This is a genomic window from Streptomyces sp. NPDC003393 (assembly GCF_053589015.1).
Genome location: NZ_JBSFRB010000007.1, coordinates 198,198 through 210,349, shown reverse-complemented (window position 1 = coordinate 210,349; position 12,152 = coordinate 198,198). Strand labels below are relative to the sequence as shown.

Here is a 12,152-nt window from a genome sequence, read left to right as displayed (position 1 = left end):
AAGGGACACCGTGAAAGAGCTGCGCATCAGGGTGCTGATCGGCGTGTTCGTCGTCGCCGGAGTGCTGTCCTGGGCAGGCGCCCGCCTGTGGAACGGGGTGGGGACACTGCCCAGCGTCCCCTTGGCCGCCCCCATCGTCCTCGCCCTGATCGCCGCGGTCCTGCTGTCCACGGCCCTCTCCCTGCGCGCCCGGCTGAAGGCCCAGCGCGAGCGCCGGCCCGGCGCCAAGGGCGTCGACCCGCTGATGGCCGCCCGGGCGGTGGTCTTCGGTCAGGCCAGCGCCCTGGTCGCCGCCCTCGTCGCCGGCATGTACGGCGGCACCGGCGTCTTCCTCCTGGAGCTCCTGGACATCCCCGCCCGCCGCGATCAGGCGATCTACGCCGGCTTCTCGGTCGTCGCGGGCCTGGCGGTGATAGTGGCGGCCCTGTTCCTGGAACGCGTCTGCAAACTCCCCGAGGACGACGACCAGGACCACGACCACCCGGGAGCGGAACCGGTCGCCTGACGGCTCCGGCCCAGCGCGCTGCCGGTCGGTACGCCGTCAGTGCGCCATGATCAGGCTCATCGCCTCGTTGCGCGTCGCCGCGTCCCTCAGTTGACCGCGCACCGCCGAGGTGATGGTCTTGGCCCCGGGCTTGCGGATGCCCCGCATGGACATGCACATGTGCTCGCACTCCACGACGACGATCACGCCGCGCGGCTCCAGGATCTCCATCAGCGAGTCGGCGATCTGCGTGGTGAGCCGTTCCTGCACCTGCGGGCGGCGGGCGTAGACGTCCACGAGCCGGGCCAGCTTGGACAGGCCCGTGATCTTGCCGCTGGTGGACGGGATGTAGCCGACGTGCGCGACGCCCCGGAACGGAACGAGATGGTGCTCGCAGGTCGAGTACACCTCGATGTCCTTCACGAGCACCATCTCGTCGTGCCCCAGGTCGAACGTCGTCGTCAGGACGTCCTCGGGCGTCTGCCACAGCCCCGCGAATATCTCCTTGTACGCCCGCGCCACCCGCGCCGGGGTGTCCCGCAGACCCTCGCGGTCCGGGTCCTCGCCGACCGCGATGAGGAGCTCGCGCACGGCGTTCTCGGCGCGCTTCTCGTCGAACTCGCCGAAGGTGCTCTCGCCGTCCAGCGTCACGGGGTCGGTCATGTGAAGCCTCGTTCCTGTCTGTCTCAGCCGCGGCCACGCGAAATGCCGGGGCATCACGACATGCCGGGGCATACGGAATGCCGCGCCCCCCAGGCTAGAACCCGGGGGGCGCGGCGTGCATTCCGGGGCCGTGCGGGGCCGGTGGGCCCCCGCACGGCTCTTCGTCAGGTCTCCGGACGCTCCTCCGGTGCCTGCTCAGGCGCCGGGGTGGGGTCCGTGGCGGTGGACTTGACCGTGCTGATCGCCGCCGTCGCGCCGTTCGCCCCGTTGGTCAGGGCCAGCTCCTTGGGGGAGAGCACCGGCGGACGGGTGGACGGCGTACGGCGGGAGGAGCCGGTCCAGGCGGGTCGCGGCGGGCGCTTGACGACCGGGGCGAAGATCTCGGCGATCTCCTCCTTGCCCAGGGTCTCCTTCTCCAGCAGCGCCAGGACGAGGTTGTCGAGGACGTCGCGGTTCTCGACCAGGATCTCCCAGGCCTCGTTGTGCGCGTTCTCGATGAGCTTCTTGACTTCCTCGTCCACGAGCGCGGCGACCTCTTCCGAGTAGTCGCGCTGGTGGGCCATCTCACGTCCGAGGAACGGCTCGGTGTTGTCGCCGCCGAACTTGATGGCGCCGAGACGCTCGGTCATGCCGTACTGCGTGACCATGGCGCGGGCCGTCGTGGTGGCCTTCTCGATGTCGTTCGCGGCGCCCGTGGTCGGGTCGTGGAAGACCAGTTCCTCGGCCGCGCGGCCGCCCAGCATGTAGGCCAGCTGGTCGAGCATCTCGTTGCGCGTGGTCGAGTACTTGTCCTCCTCCGGGAGCACCATCGTGTAACCGAGGGCCCGGCCGCGGGACAGGATCGTGATCTTGTGGACCGGGTCGGAGTTCGGCGAGGCCGCCGCGACCAGGGCGTGACCGCCCTCGTGGTACGCGGTGATCTTCTTCTCCTTGTCCGACATGATCCGGGTCCGCTTCTGCGGGCCCGCGACCACGCGGTCGATCGCCTCGTCCAGCATCTTGTTGTCGATCAGCTTCTGGTCGCTGCGGGCCGTGAGCAGCGCGGCCTCGTTCAGGACGTTGGACAGATCGGCACCGGTGAAGCCGGGCGTGCGGCGGGCGACCGCGGCCAGGTCGACGTCGTGGGCGACCGGCTTGCCCTTCTGGTGGACCTTGAGGATCTCCAGCCGGCCCTGCATGTCGGGGCGGTCGACCGCGATCTGGCGGTCGAAGCGGCCCGGGCGCAGCAGGGCGGGGTCGAGGATGTCGGGCCGGTTGGTGGCGGCGATGAGGATCACACCGCCCTTGACATCGAAGCCGTCCATCTCGACGAGCAGCTGGTTCAGGGTCTGCTCGCGCTCGTCGTGACCACCGCCGAGGCCGGCGCCGCGGTGGCGGCCGACGGCGTCGATCTCGTCGACGAAGACGATCGCCGGGGCGTTCGCCTTGGCCTGTTCGAACAGGTCACGGACTCGGGAGGCACCGACACCGACGAACATCTCGACGAAGTCGGAACCGGAGATCGAGTAGAAGGGGACCCCGGCCTCGCCGGCCACCGCGCGTGCCAGCAGGGTCTTGCCGGTGCCGGGCGGGCCGTAGAGCAGAACGCCCTTGGGGATCTTGGCCCCGACGGCCTGGAACTTGGCCGGCTCCTGGAGGAACTCCTTGATCTCGTGGAGCTCCTCGACGGCCTCGTCGGCGCCGGCGACGTCCGAGAAGGTCGTCTTGGGGGTGTCCTTGGTGATGAGCTTGGCCTTGGACTTGCCGAAGTTCATGACCCGGGAGCCGCCGCCCTGCATCTGGTTCATCAGGAACAGGAAGACGACCACGATGAGGACGAAGGGCAGCAGCGAGAGCAGCACGCCGACGAACGGGTTCTGCTTGGACGGCGAGACCGTGTAGCCGTCCGGGATCTGCTTGTGCTGGTACTTGTCCTGCAGCGTGTTGGCGATGTTGACGCCCTGGTCGCCGATGTAGCTCGCCTGGATCTTCGAGCTGCCGTCGACCTTCTGGCCGTCCTTGAGCTCGACCTTGATGGTCTGCTCGTCGCCGGTGGTCAGCTTGGCCTGCTGGACCCGGTTGTCATTGATCGCGGCTACGACCTGGCCTGTGTCCACCGTCTTGTAGCCGCCGGACGAGCCGACGACCTGCATCAACACGACCACGGCAAGGACGGCCAGCACGATCCACATGACCGGCCCACGGAAGTATCGCTTCACGTCCATCCATACGGAGCGGTGCCGCCCCGTCCCTCCTGCCACAGTGAGTTTGATAAGACAGTTCTTCTGACGGTACCCCAGCATCGCGGCTCGTAGCCGCGCGGGAGAGCCGGCGTACCCGTCTGCATGCTCCAACGCCCACAGTGCCGCCGGGGTTCCCGATCACCGGACGGCTCCGCGGCGGAGGGCGTCAGCCGCCGTAGACGTGGGGGGCGAGCGTACCGACGAACGGCAGGTTGCGGTACTTCTCGGCGTAGTCCAGGCCGTAGCCGACGACGAACTCGTTGGGGATGTCGAAGCCGACCCACTCCACGTCGATGGCGACCTTGGCGGCGTCCGGCTTGCGCAGCAGGGTGCACACTTTCAGGGACGCGGGCTCGCGGGAGCCGAGGTTGTTGATCAGCCAGGACAGGGTCAGGCCGGAGTCGATGATGTCCTCGACGATCAGGACGTGCCTGCCCTTGATGTCGGTGTCGAGGTCCTTGAGGATCCGCACCACGCCGGAGGACTGGGTGCCCGCGCCGTAGGAGGACACGGCCATCCAGTCCATGGTGACGGGGGTGGACAGGGCCCGGGCCAGGTCGGCCATGACCATGACCGCGCCCTTGAGGACGCCGACGATCAGCAGGTCCTTGTCCGCGTACTCCGCGTCGATCTTCGAGGCCAGCTCGGCCAGCTTGGCGTCGATCTCTTCCTTGGTGATGAGTACCTGCTGAAGGTCGGCACCCATGTCTTTCGCGTCCACCCGCATCACTTTCGGTCGGTCGTCCCACCGGCTGCTCCGACCCTCCCCGAAGGGGGAGGCCGGCGCCTTCCCGGGGTGGGAAGGATTCAGCCTTGCCGAATCACCAGTCTGCCACCCTGCCGGCGAGCGACGACTTTGCCGGGGAGGTTGATGGCGCCCTGACCGCGCCAGCCGGTGATCAGCCGGTCCACTTCCTCGATGTGGCGGGCGAACAGGGAACCGGCCGGGGCGCCGGCGTCGATGGCGGCGCGGCGCAGCACGCGGCGGCGTACGGCGGGGGGCAGCGCGTGCAGTTTGGCGCACTCCAGACAGCCGGCGTCGTCGCGGGCGGCGGCCGCGGCCTGACCGGCCCAGGCGTCCAGGGCGTCGGCGTCGTCGCGGGAGAGCTGGGCGGTGCGGGCGAGAGCCTCGACGACGCCCTTGCCGAGCGCCTTCTCCAGGGCGGGCAGGCCCTCGTGGCGCAGCCGGGAACGGGTGTAGGCGGGGTCGGTGTTGTGCGGGTCGTCCCAGACGGGCAGGGACTGGGCCATGCAGGCCTTGCGGGCGGTCTGCCGGTCGATGTGCAGGAACGGGCGCCGGTAGCGGCCGCCGGCCCCCGAGACCGCGGCCATGCCCGACAGGGAGCGGATGCCGGAGCCGCGGGCGAGACCGAGCAGCACCGTCTCGGCCTGGTCGTCGCGGGTGTGGCCGAGCAGGATCGCGGCGGCGCCGTGGCGGTCGGCGGCGGCGTCGAGGGCGGCGTAGCGGGCGTCGCGGGCCGCGGCCTCCGGGCCGCCGTCGCGGCCCACGGCGACGGCGACGGCCTCGACCGGGTCCAGCCCGAGTTCGCGCAGCCGCTGGGCGACCTCGTCGGCGCGCAGGTCGGAGCCGGGCTGGAGACCGTGGTCGACGGTGATGCCGCCGGCCCGGACGCCGAGCTTGGGGGCCTCGAAGGCGAGGGCGGAGGCGAGCGCCATGGAGTCGGCCCCGCCGGAGCAGGCCACGAGGACCAGCGGCGTCGGGTGCTCGTGGGCCGCCTGCGAGCCGCGGGGAGTGCGGGCGATGCGCCGGCCGCGGCTCGGTGTCGGCACGCTGAGCGGGGGCTGCCCGGAGAACGGGGCGGCGCGCGGGCCCGGCGCGGGGGCGGTCTCCTGCGCGTGGTCGCCGTACGGCGAGTGCGGGGCGCGCGGCGCATGCGGGGCGTACGGCAACTGGGCGGCGTGCGGCGTCTGCGCGTGGGCGGTCTGCAGTTCGGGACGGGGCAGTTCGGCGTGCGGCGCGCTCTGCTCGTCGAGGATGTCGTTCAGGACGCGGCGTACCGCCAGGCGTATCGCCGCGACCGCAGGATGGGGACCCATGTCCGGTTCCCTTCACGGAAGTTTTCGGGGGGTGAGCCCGAGTCGGTCACTCAGAGTGTGTCGATGGTGACAGAAACGGGCCGTTCCCCGAGCATTGCACGCCTACCCATCGCCTACGGTCCCTCGGACGGGTGATTGGAGGGGCGTTCGCCTGCCGTCGGCCGGATTCGGTTCACCACACCCCCACACCGGTTCACGGCTCGGCCCTGCGGTGCACCCGTGCGACCCACTCCGCCGGTTTGGCGATCTCCGCCTTGGTGGGGAGGGTGTTCGGGGAGGTCCACACGCGGTTGAAGCCGTCCATGCCGACCTGTTCGACGACCGCGCGGACGAACCGCTCGCCCTCCCGGTACTGCCGCAGCTTGGCGTCCAGGCCCAGCAGTTTGCGCAGGGCCGTGTCCAACCGTGAGGCGCCCTTGGCGCGGCGCTGCTGGAACTTCTCGCGGATCTCCCCGACGCTCGGCACGACCTCCGGCCCGACCCCGTCCATCACGAAGTCGGCGTGGCCCTCCAGCAGGGACATCACGGCGGTGAGCCGCCCGAGGATCTCGCGCTGGGCGGGGGTCTGCACCAGCTCGACGAGGGAGCGGCCGCCGTCGTCCTCCTCGCCCTCCGGGCGCCCGCCGACCAGCGACTGGGCGGCCTCGCGGACGCGTTCCAGGAACGCCATCGGGTCGACGTCGGTCTCCGACAAGAACGACTGGATTTCACCCTCGAGGTGGTCGCGCAGCCAGGGCACCGCGGTGAACTGCGTGCGGTGGGTCTCCTCGTGCAGACACACCCAGAGGCGGAAGTCGTGGGGGTCCACGTCGAGTTCGCGCTCGACGTGGACGATGTTCGGGGCGACGAGCAGCAGCCGTCCGCCGCCGTTCGCGCCCGCGGGCAGCTCGCGGGTCGCCGGGGCGAACGTCTCGTACTGGCCGAGCACGCGGGAGGCGAGGAAGGACAGCAGCATGCCGAGTTCGACGCCGGTGACCTTGCCGCCCACCGCGCCGAGGACCACGTTCCCGGGGCCGCTGCCGCGGCGCGCCTGCATCTTGTCCAGCAGCGGTTTGAGCAGCTCGCGGAAGCCGGCGACGTTCGCCCGGACCCAGCCGGGGCGGTCGACCACGAGCACGGGCGTGTCGTGGGTGGCTTCCGTACCCAGACGAGTGAAGCCCCGGACGTGTTCCTCCGAGGCTCTGGCGTGCCGGCGCAGTTCCGCGACGACGGCGCGGGCCTCGTCGCGGCTCACCTCGGGGCCCGGCCTGACCAGGCGGGTCGCGGTCGCCACCGCGAGATTCCAGTCGACCATCCCGGGACTTGCGGCACCACCGATGCTCGTCATGCGTCAACGGTACGTGAGCGGTGCCGCTCGGGGCAGGCTGTGCGGGCGGGTGCGGTCCGAATTGCCCCGGCGGTGGCCCCGACCAGGCACGGCGGACGGGGGACGACGGCCCGCGGCACCGGCTAGCCGCAGCCGCAGGCCGAGAGTGCCGTCGCCGTCCTGTCGAGCGTCGACTGGGCGGCCGTGGGGTCCGTCGTGCCCTCCGCCATGAAGGCGAAGGCCAGCAGGTGGCCGTCCTGGTCGACGGCCGTGCCCGCCAGGGTGTTCACGCCGGTCAGGGTGCCCGTCTTGGCGCGTACGACCCCGCCCGCACCGCCGGACGTGTAGCGCTCGGCCAGGGTGCCCGTGAAGGCGGCCACGGGGAGGCCGGTGAGGACGGGGCGGAGCTCGGGGTGGGCGGGGTCGGCGGCCTCGCGCAGCAGCGCGGTCAGCAGGTCCGCGGTGAGTTTGTCGTCACGGTTCAGGCCGCTGCCGTCGTGGAACTCCGCCCCGGCCAGGGGCAGGCCGAGTGTCTTCAACCGGGTGGCGACGGCCCGGGCGCCGCCGGCGAAGTCCGGGCGCCCGCCGCCGGCGACGCCCGTCTGGCGGGCCAGCGCCTCGGCGATGTCGTTGTCGCTGTTGGTGAGCATGCGTTCGACCACGTCGGACAGCGGGGGCGAGGAGACGGACGCGAGGGTCTGCGCGCGGCCGGTCGCCCTGGCGGGACGCGGGTCGGTGGTGCGGATGCCGCGGTCCTTCAGGAAGCCGCCGAAGGCGCGGGCGGCCGCGGCCGCCGGGTCGGCCTCGCGCGGCGCCGGGCCGCTGGTGGAGTCGTCGGTGCGGGCCTCGTCGGCCATCAGGGCGGTGACCGGCGCCAGGTTCTCGTTCACACCGATGGGGTGCAGGGCTGAGCCGGCGAACAGGGAGGTGTCGTACGACAGCGTGACCTTGTCGAGCCCGCGCTTCTTCAGGGCGGCCGCCGTCGTGGCGGCGAGGGAGCGCAGGCTCGCCCAGCCGTGCGCGTCCTCACGGGCGGTGAGGGTGGGGTCGCCGCCGCCGATCAGGACCAGGTTCCCGGCGGTGGGCTCCAGGGCCACGCGGGTGGTGAGGCGGTGGTCGGGGCCGAGGGCGGACAGGGCGGCGACCGCGGTGGCGATCTTGGTGGTCGAGGCCGGGGTGAGCGCTTCACCGGCGTCCCGGCCGTAGAGCCGCCGGCCGGTGGCGACGTCGACGACCACGGCGGAGTGCCGGGCACCGAGAGCGGGGTCGCGCAGCAGGGGGTCGAGGACGGTGGCGAGGGCCGGTCCGCCGGCCGCCGACTTCACCAGGCTGCCGCCACTGCCGAGGCCGACCAGCACGGGTTCGGCGCTGGGCGCGGGTCTCGGTCCGTCGACCGCAGTGCCGGACGTAGCGGACGTATCGGAAGCACGACCGTGATCTGTGCCACCCGCGCGCTCCAGGGAGGCTGCCCGGTCCCGCTCCGCCGTACGCTGGCCGGTGGAGTCCCAGGGACCGGCGGCGGTCACCACGCCGGCGGCCAGTGCCAGCCCGGCGGTGGCGGCGCCCGCGGTGTACCGCCAGGTCGCCGGTCCGGCGGGCCGTGGCCGGGTGGTCGCCGTGAGCCGTGCGACCCGCGGTCCCACGGACCGCGCGGCCTGGACCAGACCTGGTCGTACGGCCCGCGCCAGCCGTGCCAGACGCGGCTTCGCGGCCCGCGCCAGGCCCGTCAGACGCGGTCTCGCGGCCCGCCAGCCCCTCAGCTCCGGCACGACCACCAGCCCCTTTCGCGATCACACACGTGCGTGAGGGACACTTAACCACCAGAACTATGTGTTGATCATGGAGGAGCCACCGGTGGAGTTCGACGTCACGATCGAGATCCCGAAGGGTTCGCGGAACAAGTACGAGGTGGACCACGAGACCGGTCGTATCCGCCTGGACCGTCGACTCTTCACTTCGACCAGCTACCCGGCCGACTACGGCTTCGTCGAGAACACCCTCGGCGAGGACGGCGACCCGCTGGACGCGCTGGTCATCCTGGACGAGCCGACGTTTCCCGGCTGCCTCATCAAGTGCCGCGCCATCGGCATGTTCCGGATGACGGACGAGGCCGGCGGCGACGACAAACTGCTGTGCGTCCCGGCCTCCGACCCGCGTGTGGAGCACCTGCGGGACATCCACCACGTGTCGGAGTTCGACCGCCTGGAGATCCAGCACTTCTTCGAGGTCTACAAGGACCTGGAGCCGGGCAAGTCGGTCGAGGGCGCCGACTGGGTCGGCCGCGCCGACGCCGAGACGGAGATCGAGCGGTCCATCAAGCGTTTCCAGGAGCACGGCGGTCACTGACCGTACGCGCTGCACCACGCCCGCGGGCCGCGTCCATCCCTCTGGGGTGACGCGGCCCTTTGGCGCGTGCGCGGGGGTGTCCCCGCATACTGAGGCTGACGGAAGGTGTCGTTCAGGGAGCGTTGCCCAGTGACGGATGCGGAGGACCGCAAGCCGCAGTCGGACGAGGCGCGGAGCGCGTTCGAGGCTCCTGCGGATTCGTCTGTGACACAGGCGACGCAGGTGATGCGGGTGCCCCAAGTGACTCCCGTAGCGCCGGTGTCCCCGGCGGCCCCGGGCACGGACAGCGAGTCGTCCACGACGTCGGAGTTCGCCGTTCCCGAGGGGCTGGCCCTGCCCAGGGCCGGCAACGAGTCGGAGACCACCTCGGAGTTCGCCCTCCCCGACGGCCTCACGGTGCCCGAGCACACGGTCACGGAGGCCGAGGGCTCCGCGTTCAGCCCGCCGAGCACCTACAGCGCCCGGCAGGCGCCCGCCGCCTTCACCCCGCCGGGCGGCGTCCCGGCGGTCAGCCTCACCAAGGACCTTCCCTGGCAGGACCGGATGCGCACGATGCTGCGCATGCCGGTGACCGAACGCCCGGCGCTGGAAGCGGTCCCGAAGACGGAGGAGGAGGGCCCCGCCGTCCCGCGCGTCCTCGACCTGACCCTGCGCATCGGCGAGTTGCTGCTCGCGGGCGGTGAGGGTGCCGAGGACGTGGAGACGGCGATGTTCGCGGTCTGCCGCTCCTACGGTCTGGACCGCTGCGAACCGACGGTCACCTTCACCCTGCTGTCCATCTCCTACCAGCCGTCCCTGGTGGACGACCCCGTCTCGGCGTCACGGACCGTACGGCGCCGGGGCACCGACTACACACGTCTCGCGGCCGTCTTCCAGCTCGTCGACGACCTGAGCGACCCGGAGACCCATGTCTCCCTGGAGGAGGCCTACCGGCGGCTGGCGGAGATCCGCCGCAACCGCCACCCCTACCCCGGCTGGGCGCTGACCTGCGCCGCCGGACTGCTCGCGGGCGCGGCCTCCGTGCTCGTCGGCGGCGATCTGATCGTGTTCGTCGCCGCCGCGTTCGGCGCGATGCTCGGCGACCGGCTGGCCTGGCTGTGCGCGGGGCGCGGACTGCCGGAGTTCTACCAGTTCACGGTGGCCGCGATGCCACCGGCCGCGCTGGGCGTCGCGCTCACGGTGGCGCATGTCGACGTGAAGGCGTCCGCGGTCATCACCGGTGGGCTGTTCGCGCTGCTGCCGGGGCGGGCGCTGGTCGCGGGCGTGCAGGACGGCCTGACCGGCTTCTACATCACCGCCTCGGCGCGCCTGCTGGAGGTCATGTACTTCTTCGTCGGCATCGTCACCGGCGTGCTGGTGGTGCTGTACTTCGGCGTGAAACTGGGCGCCCAGCTCAACCCCGACGCCGCGCTGGGCGTCAACGACCAGCCGGTGGCGCAGATCTTCGCGTCGATGCTGCTGTCGCTGACCTTCGCCGTGCTGCTCCAGCAGGAACGGTCCACTGTGCTGCTGGTGACGCTGAACGGGGGCGTCGCCTGGGTGGTCTACGGTGCGATGCACTACGTCGCGGACATCTCCCCCGTGGCGTCCACGGCGGCCGCGGCGGGCCTGGTGGGCCTCTTCGGGCAGCTGCTGTCCCGCTACCGGTTCGCCTCCGCGCTGCCGTACACGACCGCCGCGATCGGTCCGCTGCTGCCGGGGTCGGCGACGTACTTCGGCCTGCTGGCGATCGCGCAGAACAACGTCGACAAGGGACTCGTGTCGCTGGCCAAAGCGGTGTCGCTCGCCATGGCCATCGCGATCGGGGTGAACCTGGGGTCGGAGATCTCCCGCCTGTTCCTCAGGCTGCCGGGCGCCGGCAGCGCGGCCGGCCGCCGGGCGGCCAAGCGCACGAGGGGTTTCTGACAGGCTGGCGCCGCCGGCCCGCCGAGGGCCTGGCTGCCGACGGACACCTGGCTACGGGGCGTAGTAGCCGCCGTTGTCCGGGTACCGCGGCGTCCGGGCCTCGCCGTGGTCGCCGCGCGGCTGCTCGCCGTAGGGCTGCTGCGGGTACTGCCCCCCGTAGTACTGCTGGTCGTGACCGCCGCCGTACTGCTGCTCCTGCGGCCGGCCCTGGTCGCCGTACGGGTACGGCGACTCCTGGTAGGGCGCGTCCTGGTACGGCGTGTCCTGGTAGGGCGCGTCCGGATACGGGGCGTCCCCGTAGGGCGGCTCGATGCGGCGCAGCCGGGTCGTGGCGTCGTCCATGACCGGCTGGGCCTGGTACGGCTGCTGCTGGTACGCCTGCCGCTCGTGCGGCTGCCGGCCCTCGTACGGCAGCTGCCGTGCCGGATCCTCCGGCTCGCGCTTCGCCTTGGAGCGGGCCCGCAGGAACTCGATGGCGATCGGGACCACCGACAGCAGGACGATCAGGATGAGAATCGCCTCGATGTTGTCCTTGACGAAGTCGATGTTGCCCAGCCAGGAGCCGAGCAGGGTGACGCCCGCCCCCCACAGCACGCCGCCGATGACGTTGAAGACCAGGAACGAGCGGTACCGCATGCCGCAGACGCCCGCGATGATCGGCGTGAACGTGCGCACGACGGGCACGAAGCGGGCCAGGACCAGGGACTTCGGGCCGTACTTCTCGAAGAACTCGTGCGCCTTGGTGACGTTCTCCTGTTTGAACAGGCGGGAGTCCGGGCGGCTGAAGAGCGAGGGGCCGACCTTCCTGCCGAACATGAAGCCGGCCTGGTCGCCGAGGACCGCCGCGAGACAGATCAGCACGATCGCCGCCCACAGGGGGAAGTCCAGCTGGTGCGACGTGATCAGCAGGCCGCAGGTGAACAGCAGGGAGTCACCCGGCAGAAAGAAGCCGATGAGCAGGCCCGACTCGGCGAAGACGACGAGGAGCAGACCCCAGATGCCGTAGGTGTCGAGCAGGTAGTTCGGATCGAGCCAGCTCGGGCCGAGGGCAAGCGTCGTCACGGTTCCGGGCTCCTGAGGGGGTGAGGACGGACGGCGGCGGTTCGGCCTCCGTGGTTCTGCCGCACAAAGCTATCAACGGATGGTGAACGGCTCGGGTTCCACGGGG

General features: G+C 71.4%; 10 protein-coding genes. 3 read left to right on the top strand and 7 right to left on the bottom strand.

Annotation, left to right across the window (positions count from 1 at the left end; all coding sequences use genetic code 11):
- The first annotated feature begins 10 nt into the window (after positions 1-10).
- On the top strand, positions 11-505 hold the full coding sequence (locus ACWDUZ_RS10335; protein WP_451631376.1) for a DUF3180 domain-containing protein: 495 nt from the start codon (positions 11-13) through the stop codon (positions 503-505).
- A 36-nt stretch (positions 506-541) separates the two neighbouring features.
- Here ACWDUZ_RS10335 and folE read toward each other — a convergent pair whose 3' ends face one another.
- The 6 genes from folE to dacB form a co-directional block, all read right to left on the bottom strand.
- Complete coding sequence (gene folE / locus ACWDUZ_RS10330) at positions 542-1,147, bottom strand: GTP cyclohydrolase I FolE (protein ID WP_030177353.1); 606 nt, start codon at positions 1,145-1,147, stop codon at positions 542-544.
- Between the two features lie 164 nt (positions 1,148-1,311).
- The gene (ftsH, locus tag ACWDUZ_RS10325) at positions 1,312-3,351 is read right to left on the bottom strand and encodes an ATP-dependent zinc metalloprotease FtsH (protein ID WP_451631375.1); all 2,040 of its coding nucleotides are present in this window, start codon (positions 3,349-3,351) and stop codon (positions 1,312-1,314) included.
- 184 nt (positions 3,352-3,535) lie between these two features.
- Positions 3,536-4,096, bottom strand: a complete 561-nt coding sequence (gene hpt, locus ACWDUZ_RS10320; RefSeq protein WP_451631374.1) for a hypoxanthine phosphoribosyltransferase — start codon at positions 4,094-4,096, stop codon at positions 3,536-3,538.
- Between the two features lie 80 nt (positions 4,097-4,176).
- The gene (gene tilS, locus ACWDUZ_RS10315) at positions 4,177-5,427 is read right to left on the bottom strand and encodes a tRNA lysidine(34) synthetase TilS (RefSeq protein ID WP_451631373.1); all 1,251 of its coding nucleotides are present in this window, start codon (positions 5,425-5,427) and stop codon (positions 4,177-4,179) included.
- Positions 5,428-5,620: 193 nt separating this feature from the next.
- On the bottom strand, positions 5,621-6,721 hold the full coding sequence (locus ACWDUZ_RS10310) for a zinc-dependent metalloprotease (protein ID WP_451631437.1): 1,101 nt from the start codon (positions 6,719-6,721) through the stop codon (positions 5,621-5,623).
- 155 nt (positions 6,722-6,876) lie between these two features.
- Positions 6,877-8,508: a D-alanyl-D-alanine carboxypeptidase/D-alanyl-D-alanine endopeptidase gene (gene dacB, locus ACWDUZ_RS10305; RefSeq protein WP_451631372.1), complete on the bottom strand. Its 1,632-nt coding sequence runs from the start codon at positions 8,506-8,508 to the stop codon at positions 6,877-6,879.
- A 79-nt stretch (positions 8,509-8,587) separates the two neighbouring features.
- Between dacB and ACWDUZ_RS10300 the strand changes: the two genes are divergently transcribed.
- Complete coding sequence (locus ACWDUZ_RS10300) at positions 8,588-9,079, top strand: inorganic diphosphatase (protein WP_451631371.1); 492 nt, start codon at positions 8,588-8,590, stop codon at positions 9,077-9,079.
- Between the two features lie 129 nt (positions 9,080-9,208).
- Complete coding sequence (locus tag ACWDUZ_RS10295; RefSeq protein WP_451631370.1) at positions 9,209-10,984, top strand: threonine/serine exporter family protein; 1,776 nt, start codon at positions 9,209-9,211, stop codon at positions 10,982-10,984.
- 51 nt (positions 10,985-11,035) lie between these two features.
- Here the strand turns inward: ACWDUZ_RS10295 and ACWDUZ_RS10290 are convergent, their stop codons facing one another.
- Positions 11,036-12,046 carry a VTT domain-containing protein gene (locus tag ACWDUZ_RS10290; protein ID WP_451631369.1) on the bottom strand — a complete coding sequence of 337 codons (1,011 nt, stop codon included), beginning with the start codon at positions 12,044-12,046 and terminating at the stop codon, positions 11,036-11,038.
- Positions 12,047-12,152 lie beyond the last annotated feature (106 nt).

Bases quoted from the DNA above. Each gene is read 5' to 3' on its own strand.
- folE (WP_030177353.1), bottom strand. From the start codon at position 1,147: ATGACCGACCCCGTGACGCTGGACGGCGAGAGCACCTTCGGCGAGTTC.
- ftsH (WP_451631375.1), bottom strand. From the start codon at position 3,351: ATGGACGTGAAGCGATACTTCCGTGGGCCGGTCATGTGGATCGTGCTG.
- hpt (WP_451631374.1), bottom strand. From the start codon at position 4,096: ATGCGGGTGGACGCGAAAGACATGGGTGCCGACCTTCAGCAGGTACTC.
- tilS (WP_451631373.1), bottom strand. From the start codon at position 5,427: ATGGGTCCCCATCCTGCGGTCGCGGCGATACGCCTGGCGGTACGCCGC.
- ACWDUZ_RS10310 (WP_451631437.1), bottom strand. From the start codon at position 6,721: ATGGTCGACTGGAATCTCGCGGTGGCGACCGCGACCCGCCTGGTCAGG.